Source organism: Bradyrhizobium sp. McL0615 (assembly GCF_049993905.1).
GTDB lineage: Bacteria > Pseudomonadota > Alphaproteobacteria > Rhizobiales > Xanthobacteraceae > Bradyrhizobium.
In genome coordinates this window covers 1,760,879-1,785,386 of sequence record NZ_CP188254.1, presented here as the reverse complement: position 1 = coordinate 1,785,386, position 24,508 = coordinate 1,760,879, and the positions used below count along the sequence as shown (strand labels likewise).

26 protein-coding genes, 1 tRNA gene and 2 pseudogenes are annotated in these 24,508 nt (G+C 58.1%); 16 read left to right on the top strand and 13 right to left on the bottom strand.

The features are described from left to right. Positions 1 to 3: 3 nt before the first annotated feature. The 4 genes from ACPPVP_RS08525 to ACPPVP_RS08510 all read left to right on the top strand — a co-directional run bounded on the left by ACPPVP_RS08525 (position 4) and on the right by ACPPVP_RS08510 (position 5,178). Positions 4 to 1,560 carry an AbgT family transporter gene (locus ACPPVP_RS08525; RefSeq protein ID WP_426533093.1) on the top strand — a complete coding sequence of 519 codons (1,557 nt, stop codon included), beginning with the start codon at positions 4 to 6 and terminating at the stop codon, positions 1,558 to 1,560. 237 nt (positions 1,561 to 1,797) lie between these two features. Next, complete coding sequence (locus ACPPVP_RS08520; protein WP_426533091.1) at positions 1,798 to 2,463, top strand: MarC family protein; 666 nt, start codon at positions 1,798 to 1,800, stop codon at positions 2,461 to 2,463. 119 nt (positions 2,464 to 2,582) lie between these two features. Continuing rightward, on the top strand, positions 2,583 to 4,412 hold the full coding sequence (locus tag ACPPVP_RS08515) for an SLC13 family permease (RefSeq protein WP_426533089.1): 1,830 nt from the start codon (positions 2,583 to 2,585) through the stop codon (positions 4,410 to 4,412). Positions 4,413 to 4,620: 208 nt separating this feature from the next. Further along, entirely contained in the window at positions 4,621 to 5,178 is a 558-nt protein-coding gene (locus ACPPVP_RS08510) for a hypothetical protein (RefSeq protein ID WP_426538449.1), read from the top strand. A gap of 20 nt (positions 5,179 to 5,198) precedes the next feature. Here the strand turns inward: ACPPVP_RS08510 and ACPPVP_RS08505 are convergent. Continuing rightward, positions 5,199 to 5,333 (bottom strand): annotated as a pseudogene (locus tag ACPPVP_RS08505) (zf-TFIIB domain-containing protein); the annotation flags it as partial. Here ACPPVP_RS08505 and ACPPVP_RS08500 point away from each other — a divergent pair. The 5 genes and pseudogenes from ACPPVP_RS08500 to ACPPVP_RS08480 all read left to right on the top strand — a co-directional run bounded on the left by ACPPVP_RS08500 (position 5,315) and on the right by ACPPVP_RS08480 (position 8,975). Then, complete coding sequence (locus ACPPVP_RS08500; RefSeq protein WP_426533087.1) at positions 5,315 to 5,455, top strand: hypothetical protein; 141 nt, start codon at positions 5,315 to 5,317, stop codon at positions 5,453 to 5,455. The pseudogene ACPPVP_RS08505 and the gene ACPPVP_RS08500 sit on opposite strands and share 19 nt — an antisense overlap. 20 nt (positions 5,456 to 5,475) lie before the next feature. After that, positions 5,476 to 5,874 (top strand): cation transporter dimerization domain-containing protein, encoded by a 399-nt coding sequence (locus tag ACPPVP_RS08495; protein WP_426533085.1) that lies wholly within the window; start codon positions 5,476 to 5,478, stop codon positions 5,872 to 5,874. Positions 5,875 to 5,893: 19 nt separating this feature from the next. After that, positions 5,894 to 6,031, top strand: a pseudogene (locus tag ACPPVP_RS08490) (NAD(P)-dependent alcohol dehydrogenase); the annotation flags it as partial. A gap of 381 nt (positions 6,032 to 6,412) precedes the next feature. Beyond that, positions 6,413 to 6,730, top strand: a complete 318-nt coding sequence (locus ACPPVP_RS08485) for a hypothetical protein (protein WP_426533083.1) — start codon at positions 6,413 to 6,415, stop codon at positions 6,728 to 6,730. A gap of 562 nt (positions 6,731 to 7,292) precedes the next feature. Further along, positions 7,293 to 8,975: an adenylate/guanylate cyclase domain-containing protein gene (locus tag ACPPVP_RS08480; RefSeq protein ID WP_426537742.1), complete on the top strand. Its 1,683-nt coding sequence runs from the start codon at positions 7,293 to 7,295 to the stop codon at positions 8,973 to 8,975. A 795-nt stretch (positions 8,976 to 9,770) separates the two neighbouring features. Here the strand turns inward: ACPPVP_RS08480 and ACPPVP_RS08475 are convergent. The 3 genes from ACPPVP_RS08475 to ACPPVP_RS08465 form a co-directional block, all read right to left on the bottom strand. Beyond that, complete coding sequence (locus tag ACPPVP_RS08475; RefSeq protein WP_426533081.1) at positions 9,771 to 10,892, bottom strand: hypothetical protein; 1,122 nt, start codon at positions 10,890 to 10,892, stop codon at positions 9,771 to 9,773. Between the two features lie 716 nt (positions 10,893 to 11,608). Then, entirely contained in the window at positions 11,609 to 12,664 is a 1,056-nt protein-coding gene (locus tag ACPPVP_RS08470; RefSeq protein WP_426533079.1) for a DUF6538 domain-containing protein, read from the bottom strand. 98 nt (positions 12,665 to 12,762) lie between these two features. Then, positions 12,763 to 12,836 (bottom strand) — tRNA-Glu (locus ACPPVP_RS08465). 162 nt (positions 12,837 to 12,998) lie between these two features. On the opposite strand from ACPPVP_RS08465, the gene ACPPVP_RS08460 reads away from it, so the two are divergent. Continuing rightward, the gene (locus tag ACPPVP_RS08460) at positions 12,999 to 14,177 is read left to right on the top strand and encodes a tyrosine-type recombinase/integrase (protein ID WP_426533077.1); all 1,179 of its coding nucleotides are present in this window, start codon (positions 12,999 to 13,001) and stop codon (positions 14,175 to 14,177) included. Between the two features lie 12 nt (positions 14,178 to 14,189). Further along, complete coding sequence (locus ACPPVP_RS08455) at positions 14,190 to 14,876, top strand: helix-turn-helix domain-containing protein (RefSeq protein ID WP_426533075.1); 687 nt, start codon at positions 14,190 to 14,192, stop codon at positions 14,874 to 14,876. Between the two features lie 598 nt (positions 14,877 to 15,474). On the opposite strand, the gene ACPPVP_RS08450 is transcribed toward ACPPVP_RS08455, so the two are convergent. The 6 genes from ACPPVP_RS08450 to ACPPVP_RS08425 all read right to left on the bottom strand — a co-directional run bounded on the left by ACPPVP_RS08450 (position 15,475) and on the right by ACPPVP_RS08425 (position 19,053). Then, positions 15,475 to 15,573, bottom strand: coding sequence for a DUF6894 family protein (locus ACPPVP_RS08450; RefSeq protein ID WP_426533073.1), 99 nt, complete (start codon positions 15,571 to 15,573; stop codon positions 15,475 to 15,477). A 113-nt stretch (positions 15,574 to 15,686) separates the two neighbouring features. Continuing rightward, on the bottom strand, positions 15,687 to 16,202 hold the full coding sequence (locus ACPPVP_RS08445) for a ferritin-like domain-containing protein (RefSeq protein WP_426533071.1): 516 nt from the start codon (positions 16,200 to 16,202) through the stop codon (positions 15,687 to 15,689). A gap of 248 nt (positions 16,203 to 16,450) precedes the next feature. Further along, positions 16,451 to 17,095, bottom strand: a complete 645-nt coding sequence (locus ACPPVP_RS08440) for an AI-2E family transporter (RefSeq protein ID WP_426533069.1) — start codon at positions 17,093 to 17,095, stop codon at positions 16,451 to 16,453. A 342-nt stretch (positions 17,096 to 17,437) separates the two neighbouring features. After that, a complete protein-coding gene (locus ACPPVP_RS08435) occupies positions 17,438 to 17,719 on the bottom strand; it encodes a DUF2934 domain-containing protein (RefSeq protein WP_426533067.1) in 282 nt (93 codons plus the stop codon). Positions 17,720 to 18,186: 467 nt separating this feature from the next. Then, the gene (locus tag ACPPVP_RS08430; RefSeq protein WP_426533065.1) at positions 18,187 to 18,363 is read right to left on the bottom strand and encodes a hypothetical protein; all 177 of its coding nucleotides are present in this window, start codon (positions 18,361 to 18,363) and stop codon (positions 18,187 to 18,189) included. 264 nt (positions 18,364 to 18,627) lie between these two features. Continuing rightward, on the bottom strand, positions 18,628 to 19,053 hold the full coding sequence (locus tag ACPPVP_RS08425) for a hypothetical protein (protein WP_426533063.1): 426 nt from the start codon (positions 19,051 to 19,053) through the stop codon (positions 18,628 to 18,630). 392 nt (positions 19,054 to 19,445) lie between these two features. On the opposite strand from ACPPVP_RS08425, the gene ACPPVP_RS08420 reads away from it, so the two are divergent. Continuing rightward, the gene (locus ACPPVP_RS08420) at positions 19,446 to 19,754 is read left to right on the top strand and encodes a hypothetical protein (protein WP_426533061.1); all 309 of its coding nucleotides are present in this window, start codon (positions 19,446 to 19,448) and stop codon (positions 19,752 to 19,754) included. A 113-nt stretch (positions 19,755 to 19,867) separates the two neighbouring features. Here the strand turns inward: ACPPVP_RS08420 and ACPPVP_RS08415 are convergent, their stop codons facing one another. Genes ACPPVP_RS08415 through ACPPVP_RS08405 form a run of 3 tightly spaced genes read right to left on the bottom strand, consistent with a single transcriptional unit; the run spans position 19,868 to position 21,671 of the window. Continuing rightward, positions 19,868 to 20,638 carry an ImmA/IrrE family metallo-endopeptidase gene (locus tag ACPPVP_RS08415; protein ID WP_426533059.1) on the bottom strand — a complete coding sequence of 257 codons (771 nt, stop codon included), beginning with the start codon at positions 20,636 to 20,638 and terminating at the stop codon, positions 19,868 to 19,870. Beyond that, a complete protein-coding gene (locus ACPPVP_RS08410) occupies positions 20,635 to 21,060 on the bottom strand; it encodes a hypothetical protein (protein ID WP_426533057.1) in 426 nt (141 codons plus the stop codon). The genes ACPPVP_RS08415 and ACPPVP_RS08410 overlap by 4 nt, the downstream gene beginning before the upstream one ends. Then, on the bottom strand, positions 21,057 to 21,671 hold the full coding sequence (locus ACPPVP_RS08405; protein ID WP_426533055.1) for a hypothetical protein: 615 nt from the start codon (positions 21,669 to 21,671) through the stop codon (positions 21,057 to 21,059). The genes ACPPVP_RS08410 and ACPPVP_RS08405 overlap by 4 nt, the downstream gene beginning before the upstream one ends. A 148-nt stretch (positions 21,672 to 21,819) precedes the next feature. On the opposite strand from ACPPVP_RS08405, the gene ACPPVP_RS08400 reads away from it, so the two are divergent. The 4 genes from ACPPVP_RS08400 to ACPPVP_RS08385 are packed head-to-tail and all read left to right on the top strand — an operon-like array spanning position 21,820 to position 24,499. Next, positions 21,820 to 23,019, top strand: a complete 1,200-nt coding sequence (locus tag ACPPVP_RS08400) for a nucleotidyltransferase domain-containing protein (protein WP_426533053.1) — start codon at positions 21,820 to 21,822, stop codon at positions 23,017 to 23,019. Between the two features lie 34 nt (positions 23,020 to 23,053). Then, on the top strand, positions 23,054 to 23,518 hold the full coding sequence (locus tag ACPPVP_RS08395; RefSeq protein WP_426533051.1) for a hypothetical protein: 465 nt from the start codon (positions 23,054 to 23,056) through the stop codon (positions 23,516 to 23,518). Then, the gene (locus ACPPVP_RS08390) at positions 23,515 to 23,730 is read left to right on the top strand and encodes a hypothetical protein (RefSeq protein ID WP_426533049.1); all 216 of its coding nucleotides are present in this window, start codon (positions 23,515 to 23,517) and stop codon (positions 23,728 to 23,730) included. The genes ACPPVP_RS08395 and ACPPVP_RS08390 overlap by 4 nt, the downstream gene beginning before the upstream one ends. Next, positions 23,648 to 24,499 (top strand): patatin-like phospholipase family protein, encoded by an 852-nt coding sequence (locus tag ACPPVP_RS08385; RefSeq protein ID WP_426537740.1) that lies wholly within the window; start codon positions 23,648 to 23,650, stop codon positions 24,497 to 24,499. The genes ACPPVP_RS08390 and ACPPVP_RS08385 overlap by 83 nt, the downstream gene beginning before the upstream one ends. Positions 24,500 to 24,508 lie beyond the last annotated feature (9 nt).

The following is a 24,508-nucleotide window of genomic DNA, read 5'->3' as shown; positions in this document are numbered from 1 at the left end:
ATCATGAGCAACGTGGGCGACACGGCGACATCAAAATCTACGATGCAGAAAATTCTCGACACCGTCGAGCGCGTCGGAAACAGCGTCCCACACCCGATCGTGATATTTCTGATCCTCATCGCTATCGTGCTGGTGCTCTCTCACATTCTTTACATGCTGGGGGCCACGGTTACCTACCAGGTCGTCGATCCGGATACGCACAAAATCGAGACCGCGACCACTACGGCCAATAGCCTGCTGACGGCGAACGGAATTCGCCACATTTACACCCGACTCGTGCCGAACCTCTTGGGTTTCACCGCGGTAGGCCTGTTGATCGTCGCGATGATGGGCGTCGGCGTTGCCGAGGAAGCCGGCCTCGTGAACGCGCTGATCAGAAAACTCGTGGCCGTCTCTCCGAGCTGGGCTCTGGTTTACATCGTCGCGTTCGTCGGCATTTTGTCCAGCATAGCTGCCGATGCCGGCTATGTGGTGTTGATCCCGTTGGCAGGCGCCGCCTTCCTGAGCGTTGGCCGGAATCCTCTCGCCGGGCTCGCCGTGGGATTTGCCGGAGTCGCCGGCGCATTCACCGTGAACATGATTATCAAGCCGCTCGATGCGGTTTTGACGGAGATTACCAACGACGCAATCCACATGGTCAAACCTACCACCTCACTAGATCTGACGGCCAACGTCTCCTTCTCGATCGCGTCCGTTCTGGTCCTGACGGTCATCATTGCGCTCATCAACAACCGGGTCATCGAGCCTCGGCTCGGCGTGTACCAGGCCGGGAAAACCACGGACGCTCAGCGGGGGCGGAACGACGGACAGCTTTCCGCCGACGAGTCGCGTGGGCTGAGATACGCCGGCCTTGCGCTGCTTGGGGTTGTGATCCTGTTCCTTCTGTTGACGGTTCCGTCGGGCGCGCCGCTGCGCAATCCGACGACGGGTGTTCTCATCGGCAACTCGCCGTTCATGAACGGCCTGATCGGGGTCATCATGGTGCTGTTCCTTGCAACCGGGGTCGCATACGGCATCGGCGCAAAAACGGTGAACAACTCCGCGGCCGTCATCGCGGCCATGACGAAGGCGGTTGCTTCACTGAGCGGCACCATCCTCCTGTTTGTGGTCATCAGCCAGTTCGTGGACTATTTCAACTACAGCAATATTCCCACCCTCATGGCCCTGTCGATGGCCGAGCCGCTGAAAAACGCGCATATCGGCGCGCTGTGGCTGCTGTTGGGTTTTATTATTGTGGTCCTGATCATAGACTTCGTCTTCACACCGGCGATCGCCAAATGGGCGATCTTTGCGCCGGTCTTCGTGCCGGTGTTCGTCCAGCTTAACGTCGATCCCGCAGCTGTCCTGGCTGCCTACCGGATCGGCGACTCGCCGGTCAACGCGATCACCCCGCTCAACGCTTACTTTGCCATGGTTGTCGGATTTGCCCAGATTTACGACAAGAACGCGGGCGTCGGGACCGTCGTCGCGCTGATGTTGCCCTACACACTCTGGATGGCCGTCATTTGGATACTGCTGTTCGTCGCCTGGTACCTGCTAGGCCTTCCCTGGGGGCTATGACACCTGGGGCTCCGACAAAATGCCCGAGCCGGGCAAGCCAACTACGTAATCTTCAACACCGCACTTGGGGATGGAGGAGCCGATCATGATGAGCACTCCACCTTCGGACGTAAAAGCTGCCGAAAGCCAATTCAGGGGGTTCTCGTCGATCGACGGAGTGACTGAACGCGAGGCTGGTATGCCGCAGTCGTTTCCGAGGAGCCGCGACTCTTCTAGAAACAAGGATAACTGAAGATCATGGAGATCTTTCTGCTCGTACTCGCCGCCCTATTCCCAGTGGTCAATCCACCGGGCGCGGCGCTCGTATTCTTGAGTATGACGAAATATGCCTCCGCCAACGAGCGGCGCTTACTTGCGCGTCGCGTCGCGTTGAATGCTTTCTTCGTGATGATGGGATCGTTACTGATCGGTGCGTTCATCTTGAAGATTTACGGCATTTCGGTCCCTATCCTGAGGGTTGCAGGCGGGTTGATCGTCGCTTCCAGCGGCTGGACGCTGCTAAATGCAAGCGCGCACAAAGAAACCGACCAACTGATCGCCGACGAACGGAAAAACGACTACGCAAGCCAGGCGTTCTATCCCTTGACGCTGCCGCTCACGACCGGGCCCGGAACGATTGCCGTCATGATCAGTCTCGGGCTTTCGCGATCCCCTTTTTCCGATTTGTCGCAAGATCTTTATTTCGTGGCAGCAAGCCTGCTCGCCGCTATCGTGATCGCCGCGGCGATCTACTTCTGCTTTGCTTACTCCGATCGTGTCGAGAAAATGTTAGGACATGGCGGCACTGATACCTTGGTCAGACTTTCGGCTTTTATTCTCTTCTGCATCGGCGTTCAGATCATTTGGAGCGGAGCAAGCGATCTTATTGGAACCGTAATTTCGTCAACAAGTCTTAAAAAATGAGCTCTCGCGAAGGCCGCTGCGTCAGTCTGCAGCGCCCGGAGAGCAGCTGGCGGGTTTCGGTGACACCACGGCGTTCTCGATTGCATGCATTTTGTCCCTGGATCGATTGGAAGCGCTGTATGAACACCGATCTCGCTCTGGTTCTCCTGTTGCTTGCGGCCGCGATCGTGATGTTCGTAGCCAATCGCCCACGCATGGATGCGGTCGCGTTGCTGATGATTGTGATCATCCCTTTCACCGGTGTTATCACCATCAACGAGGCATTAGCCGGTTTCAGTGACCCCAGCATCATCTTGATCGCCGGCCTCTTCGTGATCGGTGAGGGACTGGTACGCACCGGCGTTGCGCGCCGCCTCGGTGATTGGCTGAATGCGACCGCCGGCAGTAGCAAGGCGCGCATGCTGGTGCTGCTGATGCTGTCGGTGAGCGGGCTCGGTGCCTTTATGAGCTCCACCGCCGTCGTCGCTATCTTCATCCCCGTGGTGCTTCGCATCTGCCAGAACACAGGCACCGCGCCAAGCCAGTTGATGATGCCGTTGAGCTTCGCCGCTTTGATCAGCGGCATGCTGACCCTGGTTGCGACGGCGCCCAATATGGTGGTGAATGCGGAGCTGATCCGCGAGGGTGCGGCAGGCTTTGGCTTCTTCAGCTTCACACCTTTCGGGCTCGCTTTCCTGGTGCTCGGTGTCGCCTACATGCTGTTCGCGCGGCGCCTTCTGGCCGTCTCGACCAAGAGCGTGGGTAGCGAGGGCCGTCAGCCGAATCTGCTTGATTGGGTCGAGCAATATGGCCTGACCAATCGGGCCTATCGGGTGCGCGTGCTGCCTGACTCGCCGCTGGTCGGCAAGCGCCTGGAAGATCTTCCCCTGCGGGCCAGCGGCGTGAATTTACTCGCCATCGAACTCCCCGGCCGCTTCGCGACCGAGGTGATCCGCCCGAACGCAAGGACCGAGCTCGTTGCCGGACAGATCCTGCTGCTCGACGTCGTCGCCCCCAAAACCGAGGTCGATCGGATGCTGCGCGACTACATGGTCGAGGCGCTTCCTCTGGGCGACGGCGGTTACTTCACCGATCGTTCGCAGGAAATCGGCATGGCCGAAGCCATTGTCCCGGCGGATTCCAAGCTGACCGGCCAGACCATCCTGCAGGCCCGGGTGCGCAGCGAAATGGGATTGACCGTGCTGGGCCTGCGGCGCGGCCGCGAGGTAGTGGGCCATGGGCTGCTCGATGAAACGTTGAAAGTCGGTGACACCCTCCTGTTGACCGGCTTCTGGTCCGACATCCGCAAGCTCCGATCCGAATTCTCGGACCTCGTGGTGCTGAACCTGCCAGCCGAACACAAAGACGTGTTGCCAGCCGCGAGCCTCGCGCCGCAGGCCTTGGCGGTGCTGGCGCTCACGGTCGGCATGATGGTCAGCGGCGTGGTGCCCAACGTGCATGCAGTTCTGATCGGAGGCCTTCTGATGGGTTTGCTGCGCTGCGTCGATTTCAACAGCGCCTACGCCTCCATCAATTGGAAAAGCCTGGTTCTCATTGTCGGTATGCTGCCCTTTTCGCTGGCGTTGCAACGCACGGGCGGGGTCGATCTCGCGGCTGATGCGGTGACAGCCGTAGCTGGGGGGGCTTCACCGCGGCTTTTGCTGGGCCTACTATTCTTGATCACGGCCGGCCTTGGCCTGTTCGTCTCGAACACCGCGACGGCGGTGCTGATGGCACCGGTAGCGCTCGCGGTGGCAAAAGATGTAGGCGCCTCGCCCTACCCTTTCGCGATGATCATCGCCATCGCGGCCTCGGCTGCCTTCATGACGCCGGTATCGTCGCCAGTAACCACCTTGGTGGTCGGGCCGGGCAATTACAGCTTCGGCGATTTCGTGAAGATCGGTGTCCCCTTCACCGTCATCGTCATGGTGGCGGCCCTGGTGCTGGTGCCCTGGCTGCTGCCCTTGTAAAGGACAGCCTCTCCCTGTTCAGCGCGGGCGCCCGTTACCAATCCAACCTTCGGAAGCGGGCACCCCGGAAGAAGCCGGTTACTGCATCGCCCGGCCCTCAACCGCGCGTAGTCTTGCCCGGAAATCGATCCAGACGCCTTGAGCCGATCAAGGTTCTCGATCTCGTCAGCAACACTGGTTCGCGACGAAATCATAGCTGTCGTCACAAATGATGGAGGAAATAGCTCGCCGAGATCTGCTCAATCAGCAGTTTCGGCAAAAACGACATCAGCAGAATTCCTGCGATCAGGAGATATTGCGGAACGAGAAGCGCAAACGGCGCTTCCGCGATAGCCCTGTCGACAAGGATGCCAAACGCGGCGACACGGATGTCGCTGTCTACTCGCGCTGGTTTCTGAAACCCGACATTGCTCCATATCTGAAGAATGATTTTGGAGTTCCGGTATTCACGCCACTCTACGCATCAATTCAAAAAGTCATCGATTCCGACAATCAACATCATTGCTTTTTTCCTCGCGCCCGATACGTCAGCCGATTTCAGGATCACACGAGGAACATGGATTTTTGGGGCAAGTTGCGTCGTCAAGGACAGGGATTTGCGAGCAGGCGTTTGGTGCCATGGTTCGGCGTGACGGGAATCTACGTCATAGGACGTGTTTTCGGCATCATACTTGCGGCGTTGGCAGTGCAGTACATCATTGACGGAACGATCGAGGTACTGACGAAGCACCCGGCATTCGTTACCTGGCAGAGGGATAATCCATGATTTGAACCTGCTTTAGCCGCTCCGGACCGCTCGATGATCTTGTCGAGTTCGCCCCGGTCCAACCACACTCCTCGGCACTTCGGGCAGTAGTCGATTTCGATCCTCGCCGGCGCTCGTTGCAGACGGCAGACATCTCTTGACTGATGTGGTCTCATCCATCGGCATACTGTTTGGGCTTGTGCTCGCGCTCTTCATGAAATGGGAGTTTCTCGATCCTGCACTTGCTCTCATCGTCGCTGCGACGATCCTGTGGTCCGTTGGGGGGGGTCCTAAGTGAGTCCACCGGTGGCTTGTTGGATGAAGCGGTTGCCCGAGGCAACGTTGAATGGCATTCGCCGGACGATTGCCGACCATGCGGCGGGTGCGTTGGAAGCTCATGACGTTCGCACTCGCCACGCGGGACGTGTAACGTTCATTGAGTTCCACCTCGTCGTTCCCGGTCAGATGACGGTGTCAGAGGCGCACCAGATATGTGACCGCGTTGAAGCGGCCTTGCGGGGGGGGATGAAGATAGGCGAGTCACCATTCATCTGGAACCGGAAGACAAGGCCAAATACTCTGGCATCGTTGTTGTCTAACATCGGCTTGTCGCCCCGAGGACATTCTCATCGAGCCCTGCATGGGACCCGTTGGAAAAACAAGCACACAGGTGCTGTAACCTCGGCGGCAGCAGCAGCTTTAAGCCAAGGAACTTGAAAATCAGGTCCCATATCGCCTGTCTGTGATCAGCTCCCGGCGCGTCGACCTCAAGCCGCTGGTCACCCATCGCTACAACCTCGACCAGATCGAGGAAGCCTATGACCCGTTCGGCCAACAGCGTGGTGGCGTGCTGAAAGCGGCCATCACCCCGTAGCGGGCTGCGCGGTCCGGCTCAGTGCGTCAACAGCACCGGCAACAGGCTGGAGAGGGAGGGACACTCACCCAGCCATTCTGGCCGCGCAGAAAACCAACGAAACAAGGTTTCTCGACAACCCAGTTTTTGGTTGCGTGGCCACCGTTGTGTACCACTTCTCGGGCACCTGCAACCAAGTGGTCACGGGTACACGCCGAAGCCGGCGCCCTAAAAGACATACTGTGAATAAGCGCCCGAGAGTAACCCCTTCACCGCAAATTGGATCAATAGCTTAACGTGCCGACCGGCGTCGGGACCCCGCGCCGATTCACAATCTACTACCACCTCACGATCGATCAGGCCTACACGTTCTTGGCGGCTTGGGCTGAGGAGGGACTTCCAGTGTCAGTGCTGGCGCGCCGCTGCGGTATAAAACCCGCCACTGTTTCCTTCCACCTGCGTCAACTAACTTCGCGTGTCATAAACGACAAACCTGGTTTCGACCTTCTCACTGTCGTTGATAGGAAGACGCTCGGCGACCTTCGGTTACGTCATGTGTTCCTTACAGAGCGCGGGCGTCGCCTCGCCGCTCGTATGGAGGAGGTCATGAAAAACAATCCAAGGAAGCGAATAGCCCCGATGGCTGACTTGTTGTTTGAAGATGAACTCCAAGGCTTCATTCGGCCGGAGGAAGCAAGCGATGCTTCGCATTCGCAGTGAACTTCTGCGACGCTGGGCACTCTGTAGATGACGAGCCACGCGGCATACAGGGCACAAAAGCAAACGGGTCCCATACGCGACCATGGGACCCTTTGGATCGTCGGTGGGTGGCCCTGATTTCAAGCTCCTTGCCTTAAAGGCCGCTGCCGCCGCCGAGCTGACAGCAGGGTGAACCGAGCAGCTCTTATGTCGCTCTTGTGCTGCGCATAACGGAAGCCAGCCCACAACCATGGAAGGTCTGCAAAGTGCCAATTCTGATCATCCGCCCGATACCAAACATTTATCGCATCGGCGATCAAATGCATCGCAGGTCGATAGAACGTCACACCCCGACGCATTGGATATCGCCCCGCGTCATGCAGAATTCCAAAAGGTATTGTATGAGGGTCCGTAGTATTTAAGACGCAATGCAGCTAAGATTTTCAAACAGGTGCCGGGTCAGCCCGTTTGGGTTAAAAGTTCACGTCTCGGCGGGAGAACACCCTTGACCCGCGAACACTTAGTGCGACGGCTTACAGCCATATTCGCAGCCGATGTCGCCGGTTATAGCCGTTTGACAGGCATGGACGATGAAGGCACGCACGTCCGGCTGAAGGAACATTTGCGGGCCTTGATTGATCCAAAGATTGCCGCCCATCGCGGACACATCGTCAAGAATACCGGCGACGGCCTCCTAGCCGAATTCAATAGCGTTGTGGACGCGATGCGCTGCGCGGTCGATGTTCAGCGCGGCATGGCTGAACGCAATTCAGACGTACCGCCGAACGATCGAATTGAGTTCCGGATCGGTATCAATGTCGGTGATATTATCGAGGATAACGGCGACATATTCGGCGACGGGGTCAACGTAGCGGCACGGCTCGAGGCCATTGCGGAGCCCGGCGGCATTTGTGTCTCAGATGACGCCCACCGACAACTCCGCGATAAGCTCGACATTGAATTTGATGATGCCGGCGAGCAAAACCTCAAGAACATCGAGCGACCCGTCCGCGTTTTCAGAGTGATGGATCGCGTCGCGGCACGAAGACAAAGACCCACATTAGCGCTTCCCGACAAGCCCTCGGTTGCCGTGCTGCCCTTCCAGAACCTCAGTGCCGACCCGGACCAGGAGTATTTCGCCGATGGTGTCGTCGAGGACATCACGATGGCGCTGTCGCGGTTTCGCTGGCTGTTTGTGATCGCACGTAATTCGAGTTTTACTTATAAAGGCCGAACCGTAGACGTGAAGCAGGTGGGTCGTGAACTTGGAGTGCGCTACGTGCTTGAAGGTAGTGTGCGCAGGGCCGGAAACCGTATTCGCATAGCGGGGCAGCTTATCGATACTGGAACTGGGGCGCATCTCTGGGCGGACCGTTTTGATGGTGCGCTCGAGGATATGTTCGATCTACAGGATCATGTGACTTCCAGCGTGGTGGGTGCGATAGCCCCGAAGCTGCAGTATGCGGAAATTTCGCGGGCTAGGCGCAAGCCGACCGAAAATCTAGATGCATACGACTATTATCTGCGCGGGCTGGCGAAGCTTAGTCGGTGGACCAAGGACGCGAACAGCGAAGCGCTCCAGCTCTTTTGCAAAGCGATCGAGCGCGACCCTGGTCTGGCGTGTGCCTATGGTATGGCCGCGTGGTGCTACACGCAGCGCAAGGGGCGTAGCTGGATGATCGAGCATGTGCAGGAGGGTGCCGAAGCTACGCGGCTGGCCCGAAGAGCAGTACATCTGGGCGGAGATGACCCAGTAGCGCTGTGTATGGGTGGATATGCTCTCGCCTTTGTAGCCCATGAGTTCGAAGACGCTGCGGCTTTCATGGATCGGGGACTGGTGGTCAATCCCAACTTGGCGCAAGCTTGGATGCTCAGTGCTTGGTTGCGAGTTTGGAGAGGCGAGCCGGACCTCGCACTTGAGCACGTTGCGCATGCCATGCGCCTGAGCCCGCTCGATCCGTCCATGTACGGCATGCAAGGAGCCATGGCGTACGCTCATTTTCTCGCGAGCCGCTACGACATGGCGTCGTCATGCGGCGAAAAGTCAATGCGCGATAATCCAACTTTCCTGCTGGCAATCTGCATATCTGCAGCCAGCAATGCGCTCGCCGGGCGGCTTGAGCCAGCACAGAAAGCGATGGCACGGGCACTCGAACTTAATCCCGATTTGCGCGCCTTCAATCTCAGAGATTTAGCACCATTTCGCCGAGCGGAGGACCTCGCCATGTACGCCAAGGGTCTTCGCAAAGCGGGACTTCCGGAGTGATCGTGAGTCGCTTACGTCGGCCACAAGTCGAACGAAACGGTTGTGCCGCGTATGACACCGATGTCCGAGATAGGTCATTCGCGTCGCCTCCGTCAGGTCCGGTTTGGGGACAATCCCGGACATCTTTGCTGACGACTGCCGTATCAACCTGAGCGCCCCAAAGAGAACTCGCGCATCGGGCATGGCTGACGTATTGTTTGCGTGGACAATCAGTAGGAGGTCGCAACAGTGACACCTAGCGAAGCACTGCAGCACATCGTCACGCTCGTGGAAGCGTCAGCTAAATTGAGGGACGACACTCAGCGCAAGGTATTGTTACGTGGCGTTGTCGTGGTCGCCCAGAAGGGTCTCGGCGTGGCGCCAGATGGCGTGGCCGAATGCGAACCTAACGTCCTGATGTTCCCTGAACGGTAGGGGTAGGTTTTCGATTTGGAAGGCGCACGCGGGCTTCGGTAGAGACGTGATCGGTGAATATCCCAACCTCTACGCTGTTTTCCAGCCGCCTTCACCTTTTTTGAGTCGGCGTGCAGCAAAACCAGCAGGAATTTTGTGGGCCCCCTTCTGACACTGGATCCTAATCTGGGCTTCCACCCACCCCCGGCTTCAAATGGTCGGGCTTAAAGGGCGCAGCCGCCGCCGAGGTTAAGGCAGAAGTGTCCGTTTTCCAGCGGTGTCCTATGTGGTCCCAAGTTTCTCGCTGGCACCGGCTCATAATGTAGGCTCTGGAGCGCGTTGCGCGCGTAAATCTTGTCTTGCACCAAGTCCACTAAGGGCCACAACCGAGCACAGGTCAGTTTAAGGAACAAAGCGCAGATTGTTATTGAGCCGTTCTAGAGTTAGCTGTTGATTTGTATAAATGATTTCTGGATTCCGGTCGGGTGGCAGAACGCGATATTTGGTTGTTACCTTTGGCCGCTCGATATTGGCAATCTGTTGCTTGAAGTCGAGGATCTTTTGGTCATTTGCCTTCTTCGCTTCGCGCGCATCGGTGAGTGCTTTTAGTTGCTCAATCTCGGGTTCAGTTACCTTGAACGTCTCCATCTGTGTCTTGTTGCTCGGTGACAAATTTTTGATGGTTGCAGTATTCAAATTTGAAAGGCGGCTCCCCAAGGCCGAAGTCAGCGAATTTATCTCAACTGTTCGCTTTGAATTGTCGTCTTTTCTCTGGTCGATCAATTCCTCCAGTTTGGCGATAAGGTCTCGTTCCGCCTTTGTTAGTTCCGTAATCAGTCCCGGTAGCGGATCGACCGCCGGTTTAGCGATAACAACGTCAACTATACCATCGTCCAATCGATCAATGGTTGCAGCCGCGTTTACGCCGCTTACGGGGACCGGTCCAATGATGAAACCAGCACCGGCGCTAGCGTTCACAGAAATGCTAAATTCAAAAGTGTGCCCGACACTCGAAATGCGTTGTGGCCTTCCTAGTTGTAGCTGGCCGCCAATGTCACCTGCATGGAAAGCTCTGTCCATCCATTCTGCGAACCCGATTCGCCCTGTGATAAACGGATGAAGCGTAGCTGTCTGAATCTTTCTGCAGACAGGCTCCCGCTTAACATCGTCGAATTGCAAGCTGAATTTCATAAGGCCAGTTCTATTAGCCGTCGTTGTTTCACCAGCGCCGATTGTTCCTGTACCGCTTACTCTCTTGGCCGGAAAAAACGGGAATGTGTTGCCAAGAGATTTCGCACTTCCGGTTTCATTACTTTTTACGGTGACGGTGTATACGCCTTGCCAGCCAGCTAAAGCCGTTGGCCCCAGCGAGTATTTTTGTTTCCAAACGGCTTGTTGGAATTCGCAATCGATTTGCGCGACCAAGACTTCTAACGGCAATATTTCGGGGCTGGTAAGCTGAGGCAAATAGGTCCCGCACCCTGCTAATGGAGTGGTCAACAGGAGAATTACCCATCTCTTCATAACACCCTCCTCTGTTGAGGTACGATGGAATAGCAACTGTTAAGAGAATACAATTGCCCGTGAGCGCTTTCTCCTTTTTGAAGCTAAGTGTGACCAAAATGTCCGGCTTCGAGGCACCGCTGCCTTGAGTACGCCACGCGCTCCTCCCGGGACAGTTTCCTGAGGCGCTCGGCGTGTACATAGAAATGGTAAAAGGGCCGAAAGGGTACGTGAGCGATATGACGCTTGCGGCTCACCACGACATTCGGACGGCTACACAGGATTAGCCTTTGCGAGCACGAGAAACGTCGGCTCCATTTCGACCACCGGGGCCCAAATGGATGAGATTGCGAGCCCCCTCAGGCTTCCTTGCCTAAGCCCCCGCCTTTGCCGAGGTAACAGCAGCAGTGCGAGTGTGCCCACTCCGGCTGAAGGGCACCGCGAGCTTAATCGTGTCATGCCAGTTCGGAACGATGTTCACCGATCCCGCCGCTCCACATTCAGTGGAGACGAGACACGGGCCCACACGCGACCAAGGGCGAATCCAAGGGAAACCTGTCGAGCCTAAAGTCCACGGTGCGTCTGCAGCCGCCGTTGAGGCACAGAATGTTGCAGGTGACGTGACCCCTGCGATCCACTCGTCGGGGCCCCCCGGTGGAAAACGACCGGCCCATTTCAATGCAGCGGCGTGGGGGCATCCTGCGATGGAAGCATCGCCAGACACGAGCAGCAAATTATCAATCCCTTGGGACCGTTGGGCCTACTTGAATACGGCCCGTCGCGGGTGTGGATAGGTTCGCAATCACGAGCCTAAGCCCGCAAAAACCGATGGTGCCGTACTCGCTCAACTCAGGCAGAGACGCCTTTAGAAGCGAGCCCTTGCGCGCCTTGGGTACTAGCTGCAGCGCTTCGCGAAACGTGCGAGCGTGCGAGCGCTTGATTTCCAAGATCGAGAGATTGCCGTGCAACTGGACGAACATGTCGATGGCTCTGCCGTACTCATGCACGGTGCCCTCTGGTCTCTCGCGCTCCTTCTTCCAGCCCTCGAAGGCTTCCTTCAGTGTCCCAGAGGCGGTTGTGGTCGAAACCGCGACGAGCTGTGGCGTGGGCACGGGCTCACCAGCGTTGCGCTGCTCGATTGCCTGCAGCGCTCGCACATAGGCTCTTAGCACCTCAATGCCCAGCTTGGGATACGCTATACTCTGTCGATCTAAGCCGATTTGGAAGGCGTCCAGCGCATCGGCGATGTCATCTTCAACCGCTGAGATGTCGCCCAGCGCGAGAGCGTCGCGGAAATCGTTGAGGCTTTCGGCGAGCTGTTTGCGGTTCTCAGCAAGCTGAGCAGGCGATAGACCGTGAGCAGGAAGGGTCTCATAGGGAAATGCCCAAGGCCCAGTTAGCGGACGCCCCTCAAGCCGGATGTGATCCGCTTCCATACGCTTGAGTTCGTCACGGCCATATCGAGTACGCTCGTCCCATGCGAGAGCCTTCGCGTAGACGTACTCCGCCATTCTCTTGATTTCGGTATCAGTGAGGCTAGCGCGGAGTGCAGCCTTCGACGTGGGCTGCGTTACAAGAGCCTCGGCTTCTCTGAGTGTGCGGTCTATGTCGGCAAGCGCGTGAGGGGCTCGCCGTGTTGCCTCGCGACGATCCTTCGTTCCCAGAGATTTCTTGAGGTACGCTTGGGTCGGCTTCTTCCCGCCAAGGATGCGCGCAACGGCGGCTTGGAGCTTCTCGGGAACCTTGCGCTGAACGCACCAAACGTGTGCAGAGTTCTTAATCAGATAGGGCATTGCGTGCATCGAAAACTACCAGCGTTTGCTACCAGTCGGAGGCAGACAAAGCCAGTATTTGTGCGATGTTCTTGGATTACCGGGTCTTCTGATGCTGCTGGCGCTCCCTAGGGGAATCGAACCCCTGTTTCAGCCTTGAGAGGGCTAATTGGACGTCTTCGCCGCGTTCGCCGGCGTTCGCCCACGTTCGCCCAAGTCTATGTAAGCCTTAATATTATCGGACAGGACCGTGCGCACGCGTTCGCCCGGGTTCGCCAGCGAAAATGCACGTCAACTGGACACTTGCTGGACACCGGAGTAAATTGCCCAACAACTGTTATGGAGCTGAAGCTGCATGGTCAGACGCCTGAAGAACGCCGCGCTGGACTCCCGTAATGCGCGCCTCAAGCTCGAACAGAGCAAGAAGCCGCGGTTCGTCTCCGTCGGCCAGGGATTGTCCTTGGGATACCGCCGTAACAAGACCGCCGGGACCTGGGTCTTCCGGAGGGCCGACGGCAGCGGAGGCATGCATACGAAGGCCATCGGCATTGCTGACGACTACATCGAGGCCGATGGCGAGACCGTGTTGAGCTACTGGCAGGCGGTCGACAAGGTCAGGGAACTGGGAAAGCCCGCCAGCGGCTCCGCGCCCGGCTTGATCACGGTCCAGGAGGCTTTTGACAATTATCTCCCTACCTTGGAAGCAAAGAACTCTCGCAGCGCGCATACCACCAAGGGGCGCGTCAACAAGCACATCATCCCGCGTTTGGGCCCGCTCAAGGTGGTCGACCTCACGAAAACCCAACTCGACGGCTGGAAGGCGTCGCTGGTAAAAAAATCCGACGACAAGGAAGTCATCAGGAAATCGAAGGACTCGGCCAATCGGGTACTCACCATGCTAAAAGCATTTCTCAACCATGCATGGAACGACGAGCAGAACGCGATCCCGAGCGATCAGGCCTGGCGCAAGGTAAAACCCTTCAAGGACGTCGCCCGTCCGCGGGATGTCAGATTCTCCCCGCCTCAGGCGAAGAAACTGATCGAGAATATCGAGGATCCGAAATTCGCGAAGCTGGTCGAAGGCGGCTACGCCACCGGCGGGCGGTACGAGGAGTTGATCGGCGCCAAAGTCGCGCATTTCGATCGAAACGGCAGGATACTCACGGTATCCGGCAAGACAGGGTCACGTCCCATCATTCTGCAGACAAGTGCTGTAAAGATGCTCGCGCGCGTCACGGCCGGGCGACCTCGCGAGGAGTTCATCTTCGTGAAGGAAGACGGATCGCGGTGGAAACCATCCGATCAAGTCCGCCCCATGAAGAGGGCCATCAGGAAGGCGAACCTAGACGCGAGAGGCTGTTTCTATGCGTTGAGGCACGCCTACATTTCGGAAGCGATAGAAAACAACGTTCCGCTAACCGTCATCGCCGAAAATTGCGGAACCAGCGTCCGCATGATCGAAGAAACCTACGCAAAAGTCTTATTCGAGAAGAAACGCGATTTCGTGGAGCAAGGCGCTCCCAAGCTGCGCTAGAGGATAGCCTAAATGGACAGACCAGAAAGAGCTCCGAACATTGTACCGAGAGGCGGGGTCCGGCTCAGTGAAGCATTCGAGATCTTCTATCGAAGCATAACACCCAATTGGAGGGATATCTCGGATCGCTGCGAGCAATGGGACGAACAATCCTGTCATTTGCAACCAGACGATCTGGGTGAAGACCCCTATCCAATCGCAGTCGTCGCGACCGATCGTGCCGAGAACCTGTTCCGATGGGCTCTCATCGAAGGAGATTTGCGAGCATACATCCACAACACTCGAACGGGTGTCGATCTCGAACTCAACAGACAGGGGTGGCGAAAGTCCGGGGAGCAAGTTGGCATTAACAGCGACTATAGCGACTCCCAAATGCCCGGCCCCGAATCCGCGGTCAATGGTGTGCTTCAACCTATTTTTCTGTTCCGTACGGAATTTGAACAGTGGTTGTCCAAAACGTTGGAAGGTGCCAGTGCAACTCAGCCAGGCGAGGTTAAATCTCAGCACACGGACCGCAGCCCTGTCTTGGCGACGCGAGCATTTTCGGTGGAAGATGTAATGGAGCGCATCGGTCTATCAAAAACCAAACTCTACGAAGAAATTGACCAGGGCAATCTGCGGGCCAGGAAAAGCGGCACACGCACCTTGATCCTTGAGCCGGATCTTGATGCGTTTCTCAACGGGTTACAGCGGGCCTAACGGAGTGCTCCCCGCGAGACAGCAAAATATCTCTTGGAAAGCGATGGAGCTCTGCCCACCGAGCCGACTGTGTTCCCGCGCGCCTGGTCGTATGCCCAACCGATCTGCGTGCACCAATGGTGGCAGCCTCTCGGATCCGGCGTCGAAAGTTGGATTGATCGCAACAGAAACGGAAATCGGCGAGATAAGGTACCGGCAATGAGCGTGGCTTCGCCGCAACGGCGGAGGGGGTGGAAGAGCGGCGGCAGACGTCTTAAGTCCGGACCAAATTCTTCCTTTTTTCTTCGACAAAAGGCGGCCGCCGAACGCTCGTCGCGGGATCGACCGTAGAAGGCCTGCAGGATCATGAAACGACGCCTTACAGTGGTAGATGGTCCGCTCCGTTCGGCATGCGCCGTTTTGATGCAGCGCGAGCGAATGACGTCGGATTAGAAGTTCTACATGAAACCGACCGGGACCCAGTTCGGACGGAAGAGGCCTTACTGCCTGCGTATGATCTCGAACGAGAACTTGACTTCCATTACCGGTCCGTTCGCGTCGCGCACCTCGATTATCATTTGTTGGCCTTGCGCGCCGTCCACGCGCATCGCGTCCCAGGCTACACCACCTGCGCGCTGCATATGTCGCGTAATTCCAAACCTACTTCATCGATGGCGAATGCATTTCCGTCGCGAAGATCGAAGTAGTAAATGCTCATGACGCTCTCCATAGGCTGGCGGGAGAGCAACGGCTCAGCGTCTTGAAATGAAGTCATTCCTAGGATGAATCGACCCCGCCCTAAGGCGGGGTCTCGCTGGGAGTATTGATATATCAGGCGTCTTCTTCCTCGCCCTCTTCGGCTTCGATATTGACAACCGATTTGGCAATGCCCGTGAGGGTCTTGTCAGTGTTTTTTTCTTCCTGCAGCGTAGCTTTGAGGAGGTCGACCGCCTCGCTATAACCGAGTTCGTCCGCCCACGTAGCGAGCGTCCCGTAGCGCGAAATCTCGTAGTGCTCGACTGCTTGGGCGGCAGCAAGAAGTCCTGCATCAAGGGCGGGCATTCCCTTAAAGTCCTTAATGATCTCGGACCCCTCTTCCGTGATGCCGTTGATCGCAGCGCAGGTTTTGCCGCGTACGGGCTTGCCGATGATTTTGAAGACGCGGTCAAGGCGCTTCACCTGTCCGCGGGTTTCGCGCTCATGCTGGACGAAGGCAGCTTTAAGATCTTTCGACTGCGCGGCCTTGGCCATTTTCGGCAGAGTTTTCAGAATTTTGTTTTCAGCATAATAAATGTCTTTCAGAGTTTCATGAAAAAGGTCTTCAAGCTTCTTAGGTTTTTTCGCCACAGGCTGCTCCTTTGTTGAACGTCACCAACAATTGAAGGACTGTTGCGTTCCCACTCCGGAACAATACTTGTGGAGAACGTTGCTGCGACGCCACGCCATGCGGGCGCCGGGCTGGACGGTCCCTGTTGCGCAGGCGCTTGAAACAAGGGAGCGAACCACACCGGCACCTTATTGCCCTCGATGGTGTCGTACTAGCTTCGCTATCCGTCTTACGATTTTCGCCGACAGGCGGACGGGCTTCGTTCAATTTACGCTGCCTTCTGTTCCACAGCGGGTCGGAACACCCAATCGCGCCACACGGTCAACAGCGCTGCCATGATTACCGGCCCCAGAATAAACCTATAAGACCGAAAACAGCGAGACCGCCGAAAATTCCGACGAAAGCCAGAAGAAAGGGAAGCCGGGCCCAGCCGCCGACCAGCGAAAGCAGTCGTGGAAATGGTGAATAGTACCGCATTCGGCACGCCTTCGATGAGATAGCCAACGCCAATCCACAATCCCTCGCCCACCGCGACCAACACCGTGCCGTTCACCGTGCCGCGGGTGGCGTCTACCATCTTTTCAATCAGGCCCTCCCCCGCCTCTCCGAAAAGGCGGTCGCTTGTCTCCAGGAAGCGGTTTGCGACCGAGCCGCCATCGCTTAGCAAGACGAACAACGTCAACAACGAAAAGAAAAGTAGAAACAGACGGTGTAGCAGTTGCCCACCAAGTGTTCTGAAGAGCTCCGACGCATTTTCAACATTCACCGTCTTCAGCCAGGCGGTCGCGGCTTTGGGATCCGAGAGGTTGTCGCGCCACCACTGCTGCATGCTTTCTGCCGCGACTGGTAAGCGGCCAATCCACTCAGGCACTTCGATCCCGCTCTCTCCTGCCTTCTTCAGCCAGCCGGTCACCGCGAAGGTAATCGGGTTCGACGCTCATCTGTTCCTCTTTCGCTGGTGCATCTGCTCGCGCCCGACGAGTCATGCAAACACCAACGAGACTGAGGGACCAGCGAACGCAGTCCGTCCGCTATTGGCGTCGATTTTTTAGCTCGCCATCCGCGTGGGCGGGAACGCCGGTTGCAGGGCGCACCACGATTCGGGCCAGCCGCAAATCGCCGATGAAGTGATTGCCAAGCCGGCATTTTCGAGGCGGCCAGGAGGGGCGAGCAGGATGTCATTCGGTTGCAGCATGCCGGATGGGCTCCGTAGAGAAGAGCGCCTCGGTTAAAAAAGGCGGTCCAATGGCCATCCTCAATTGCCAGACGCGCGAGCTAGAATCTCGGCCTCGGCTTGAAGCCAGAATTCTAGGTCGCGGTCTGCGGGGCGTCCGTTTTGTTCCCAAAGTTCGCGGGCCCGGACTCGGATTTCATGCTTGGTGCGTCTAGCATCCAGAACTTGCCGTAGCTTTTGTCTTAGATCCTCAACAAAGGCTCTTAGCCGCTGAACTGTCGTTTGATCAGTGACGCTCGAAGCAATGCGGACCGCTTGTTCGATCTTGCGTTCTAGTTCTCGGGGATCGTCGCTTGGATACATAACCATCTCCGTCTAAAGACGACGGTTCTGACCTTCATTAGTTCAGGGTAAGGCGGCGAAATCCGCATATGGTTAAACGGCTCCAGCGCTGGGTCGAACCGGAGCCGCCAACCAACGAGGTTTTCTTCCGGTCTGAGACTTTGGGAGGCACCGACCGGAAGCGCTGAACCGACTCCGCATCGGCTTCATCGTTCCTAAAAGGCATCACCTGCTGCGGCGCCTAAATTCATTCCAGGAACTCGCCGCGTGGCTCTCCGTTCCCTTTTGGAGAGGAGGCGGAAGTGAAGGCTGAGGAGATCCTAATCGCGTGCCATAAGTGCGGCCGGTGGCCGATGGTAGCCATCGAACATAAGTCTTACTGGTTGCCTCGACCGACGTTCCGCTTCGTTTGCGCTGCTTGCGGTAATCGTCAAGACGGGGGTCGGACCCTCAAGGAAGCCGAACGCAAATCCTGCGACTGAGGCAGCCTAATGCCTGGTGGGGAAGGTCGCGACCTTTCGCGTGCCCTGCCATAGTTCTACGGTGTGGCCGTCAACAAGAAGCAGGGCCCGTTCTTTGGCGGCTTCGTCATCATCGCAAAGGATCTCGACGCGATGCATGATATGCCCGTCTCGGCCGATCAAATAAGCGCGGTACTCCAGCATGTCGCGGCCCGCGGCGATCTCAGAGTTGGTCTAAAGTAGAGCCCAAGTCGGGCGAAGACACTCAGCAAATCGACCGACTCACAAGATTCCAAAGCGAACTTCACGCTCAGTTCTGAGCGGATAAATTACCTTGAGCTGGATCAAGCTTCCATCAGCGCTGGTTTAAAAACGAGAACGGAAGACCAGATATAGGCATGAAAGAGCCGCCGCTGGGTTGAGACAGCGACGGCTCTAACGGAGGGCTCCCGCGGAAACGCGTTAGGGTCAGCGTTCCTCGTCCGGGTGAACCCACTTGTAGGGTGTGATCTCGCGCGCGGCGGTCAGCTTGATCATCCGCACCGGCGGCGCCGCCCTACCCTTCTTGCAGGACCGGCACTTCAGTGAGGACTCCAACTTCCAGATCGGCGTGTCCGGCGGCCGGCGGATAGCATCGAGCGGTAGACTTGCCCTCGTCTTGCAGCGGTTGCATTCAACCTCAAGCCAGCCCATTCCGCCATTGAGGCATTGAGCAAGGGTGGGAGAGGGCTGAGCAGGCCCGCCATAGCCTTCCATTCGGACCGACCACGCCTCAGCCTCGGCACGGTCCGCTTCTCGGATGGCTTTCTGCGCGGTTTCACGGGCAGCCTTGGCATGGATGTCCGCACCCATGATGTGGCCGCCCCAGATTACCTCTCGGCTCTTGGTGCTCATCGCCAAGGATTCCGTTCTTCCGCGATGTTTGCAATGCCACTAGCCTTGGCGTCAGGAGCAGTCTCAGAGCCACATCCCTTTGGTCAACTCTTGAAAGGTGATGCCATGGAACTGGTTGATAAACCGAGCATAGTAGGCACGCTAATAGTTGCCACGCTACTCGACTTAAAATTGAAAACCCGCGGGGGTGATATCCCGACCATAGTTAGTCCGTGGATAGTTGGTCCGTGGTGCTGAGATGTCGGCCTAAAATCGAAGAAGCCCGCTGAAATGGCGGGCTTCTTGCATTTTTGGTATCGAGACCCAATTCACGCGCGATTTCTGCCCACCATAGTTGGTCCGCTAGTTGGTAATCGTGTCGTGCGCATCGGCATCTACGCAAAGTGCGTCAAATGGCGAACACCAAGCGGAAATGCCAGATGATGCCTCGTTTCGAAATCTCCCAGCGGCACCTCGAAATACTGAACGAAGCCACTCACAGGCGAAACAACCCCGCGGAGGTGCTTTACGGGCAACTGATCGAACAGATCATCCGTTTTGAGGAAACACTCACGCAGGAACAAGAAATCGGAGCTTACTTCGTTGCGACGCCGCTGAATGCCGTAGCGATATCAACCGTCGACTTTCAAAACCCGAATATGCTGATCTTCGTCGGTCAAGATCTCGAAGGCAGACCTCACCGGGAAGTTACAGCATTGTAAGCAGTTGTCAGTTTCTCTATGCGCAATGAAGAAACAAACAACAACCGAGCAGCCGCGCCGCATCGGGTTTGTGCTTTGGGACAATTTCGTCGGCGACAAACAAGGCTGAACGATTAGGCAATAGCGGCGTCCGGAAGCTTGAGTACCGTCAATATCTCGTCGCCTGGGAGCAAAAACGACTGTTCTTCGACTTCGTACCGGTCGGAGCCCTTGAAGTCGAACCATGCGTCCGCCGGCATCTTGCGGGGGAAGTTCTGCTCGGCGGCGCCATTGAAGAGCATGTCCGCAGCGAAGGTTTGGCGATCCAGCGCCTTGGCCGGCCACTTCCACCACGGCTGAATCATCGGCGCGGATTCGAACCACCGCCTCTTGGTCTTGTTGTGGCAGACAATCATCATCGGAAAGCGATTCAGGAGCGTCATTTTGAACAGGGTTGCCGTCAGGCTGGCGCAAAACTCGTTGCCGAGGTCACGCGCCGCCTCCAACGTGAGCCTCTTCATCTTCCGCAGACGCGGGTCCACCATGTAAGTGGGCAGGATGAGATCGGAAGCGAAGCCGTCCGCCTGCCGCTCCGGGTTCAAAGCATCGTTAGCGAAATTGCAGACGTCATTCTTGCCGCAGAAGAGAACACGACCGCGATGGTGGTGCCAATGACCTAGTTCATGCGCCAGCGAAAATCGCCTGCGTTCCGGACTCCTGCGGCTGTTGACGGAGATGACGGCACGACGTTTCGAACCGACGATGGTTGCCTCGCAATTGTGGATAGAGCGATAGTTGACCACGGCGCCACGGGTCCACGCGATCGCGTCTAGATCGATGTCCTTTGGTTCGGCAATGCCAAGATCGAGGAGCATTCGTTCCGCAGGTGTCAGCGCTGCGGTCATTCTTCGCCTTTTTCTTCGGCCTCATCTTCGAGAGCCTGAAGTCGGGCAAGATCGTCGACGATGCCAGCTTCGTCGCGATCGGACAGCTTCCCGCCTTTTCTCGCCGCCATCATGTTGTCGGCGAGGTCGCCGCTACGCATCCCGACCAGTCGCTGGCGGGCCTTGTCCAAGTTCAGCGGCGTCACGTTGCTCTCTTCTCGATAGGCCTTCGCCTCGTTCTTGGCGCGCTCGAACTTCATCCTCGCGACACGCGCCTTCGCGCGCTCTATCGCGGTGTCAATGTGAGCGACCGCCTTATCAAAATCTTCGCCTTCCTCAGCGAACTCTTCCCGGAGGTCCTTCTCGGACGCGTCGAGGATGCTGTCGTCGATCGCCTTACTGACCTTGGACAACCGCTCGCTGTCGCTTGGCACCTTGCTCATAGCTGCCATCCCTTCGGAAAGTGTTTGGCCGCGATCCGACGAATTTTCTTGATGAGGTAGTCGAGGCGGTCCTGCGTCACGCCGGCGAATTCGCGCAGTTCCCTGCCCCTCATGTCCTCTTCCCAGCCGAGCAAGACCAGACTGACCTCGTCGTCGACTGCATAAAGGGGCCCGAGCACGGCCCAGACCTCGGCGGCACGCCTCTCCTGTTCGGCTTGAATGACCTGGTCTTCAGCCCCAGGCGTATCGTCCTCGAGATCGAACTCATCATCAGCTTCATCCTGTGTTGCACCGCCAGCGATCGGCACATGGCGCTTGAGTCCCTTGCGCCTTCTGCTCGCGACGTTCCGCATGGATTGGGCGAGGAAGGCGATGAATGGCGTGGTGTGGGGGCACCTTTTCTCTTCGAACATGGCGGCGCAGACGGCTTCTTGGACCAGGTCGCCGGCTGCGAAGTCGGTCCCTGTCAGATGCCGCTGTTCAACTTTGGCGAGCCGAGCGCGATCAAGATCCGTTAGCCCGTCCACGGCCGCGACCACCTGCTCATAGGTCAGGTGTTCCGCGTCGGGCGTCGCCGGATCCGTGATGGCCGGGTCAGTCACGTCGTCCATGGCTCCATACTACCTATGCCGGGCGCCGCATTGTTTCGGACAAAAATATTCGAGTCCGAAAGGCCCGTTTCGCGGGCATCACTCTATAGAGGCGCCGATTTTCGAGACGAGTCCGGGCGCAAGGTAGTCGAAAACCGGTGTTGGAACAATGAATTACATCGCAGAACGGGCGCAGTTGCGCCAATCGCAACTGGTCGGCCTCATCGAGGATGTCTGCCAGCACGTGGAGCCGTCTTCCTATCAGCGCGACATCGCGAAGCAGCGATATCAGGGTGTCGGCGACTGGCTCGCCCGGTCGGATGACTGGCTGTTGGCGTCGATCGCAATCCGGCTCCAGGGATCGGTTGCCATCGGCACGGCCGTGAAGCCGATCGGAGCCAACGAGCACGACGTCGACCTGGTCGCACACGTTCCCCACCTCGACCTCGCGGTCTCGCCGGCGCTGCTCAAGCAGCGGATCGGCGACCGGCTCCGCAGCAACGGCAACTATGCCGGGCTGCTGGTTGAGATGCCGCGGTGCTGGCGCCTGGACTATGCCAACGAATTCCACCTCGACATCACGCCCTCGATCCCCAATCCGGAATGTCGCCTCGGTGGAGAGCTCGTTCCCGACAAGACGCTGAAGATGTGGAAGGCGTCCAATCCGCAGGGCTACCGCGCCAAGTTCGAACGGCGGGCAGCGCTCCTGCCGCGCATCCGGTCGGGTTTCGGCAAGGCGTTCGATAGCGCCCGGTCCGACGCGCATGTCGAGCCCTATCCCGAGGAGAAGCGGCTGAAGGGCATCCTGCGCCGCATCGTGCAGATCGCCAAGCGCCACCGTGACGTCCATTTCATTGACGACGACAAAGGGCTGGCGCCGCTCTCGATCATCGTCACCACGCTGGCGTCGCGGGCCTACGAATCATGCGTCAGCAACTTCGAGTACGATCATGAGCTCGACCTGATTGTCGACGTGCTCCGCCGGATGCCGCAGATGTTGCAGACCAGCGCGATCGAGGGCCGCGTGGTGTGGTGCCTGTGGAATCAGACCACTGCCGGCGAAAACTTCTGCGAGAAGTGGAACAAGCACCCCGAGCGGGCGAGCGCCTTCTTTGAATGGCACGGCAAGGTCGTTGCCGACGTCGAGCTCCTCGCCGGCGCGCGCGGTCTCGATCAGGTGCGGCGTCTGCTCGGCAACATCTTCGGCACTGCGCCGGCGAACAAGGCCATGGATTCCCTGACCGAACGCGTGGACGTTGCGCGCACCACGAACCGCCTGGCGGTCTCGCGGCCGGCGGGCCTGATCGTGGGCACCGCTGCAAGCGCGACCCCGGTTCGCGGCAATACCTTCTTCGGCGACAGGCCGTGACACCGTGCGGCTCGGACGACCGAAAGCGCTGACGATGGCGCAGCAATACGTGAACTTGCAGGGCAATCCCTTCAGCGCCGGCGCCGGCATCCTGCGGACCAGCAGCTTCACGTGGGCCTACGCCACGTCGCCAACGCCGTTGAGCCGGGACTACCTAATCCGGATCGAGATGGCTTGCGACGCGTCGCCAAGGGTCTTCGTCGACGACCCTGACATCGATCTGCTCGCCGGCGATCGCGACCTTCCCCACATATACCGCAACCCCACGCGCCTCTGCCTTTACTTGCCGGGGACGCGAGAATGGCAGTCGTGGTTGCGGCTCGACCAGACCATCGTGCCCTGGACCTCTCTCTGGCTGTTTTACTTCGAAGACTGGCTGGAGTCGGACGACTGGAAGGGCGGCGGCATGCATCCGGGGGAAGCCTCCCGCACGCGGCAAGGCCGCCGCCGGCTAGGAATCAGCCGGCCAGACGAATGCGAGATTGGAAACGAAGAATGAGCGACGAGACGCGCACCTACAAGATACTGTCGATCGACGGCGGCGGGATCCGCGGCGTATTTCCCGCAGCCGTCCTCGCCAAGCTGGAAGATCACCTGAGTTCGCCGATCGGGTCCTACTTCGACCTTAATCGCCGGCACATCGACCGGCGGCATCATCGCGATCGCCCTGGGTCTCGGGCTGTCGGCCAAGGACGTCCTAAAGCTCTATGAGGAACGGGGACCGGCGATCTTCGACCAGCACCACAGCTTGATCGGCAACTTCATTCGGCAGCGGCTGCGCGGAGCCATGCATTGGTTCGGAACCAAATACTCGTCGCAGGCCCTGCACGACGCCCTTGCCGACATCCTCGGCGATCGCCGGCTCGGCGAAAGCCGCACCCGTCTGGTGATTCCGGCATGGCATCCGATGCTCGAGCGCGTCTACATCTACAAGACGGCCCATCACCGGCGGCTCGAGACCGACTACCGTGTCCGCGCGTTGGATGCGGCGATGGCGACGGCGGCCGCGCCTACGTTCCTCAAGCCCCACATGACGGACGACGCGATCGAACTCGTCGATGGCGGCGTCTGGGCGAACAACCCTATCGGCGTGGCGACGATCGAAGCGGTCGGGATGCTGAACTTGCCCGCGGACAGGCTGAAGATCCTCAGCATCGGCACCATCAACGACGTGAAGGCGCCGCCGCGGTGGAAGGGCAAGCTGCCGATGGCATCCTCGATCGCGCGCCTGTTCATGGCAGGGCAGTCGCACAGTGCGCTCGGGACGGCCAAGATCGTGACCGGCGACGGCCATGACCACCGCGCGATCTGGCGCATCGACCAGACCGCGCCGGCTGGCCGCTACACGATGGATGACGCCGAACGCATCGCCGAGATGAAGAACCGCGGGTTCACCGAGGCCCGCGAACAACTGCCCGAACTGCGACGCCACTTCTTCGACCGAGAGGCAAAGCCGTTCGTTCCCTTCCACTCACTCTGACCGGCGAGG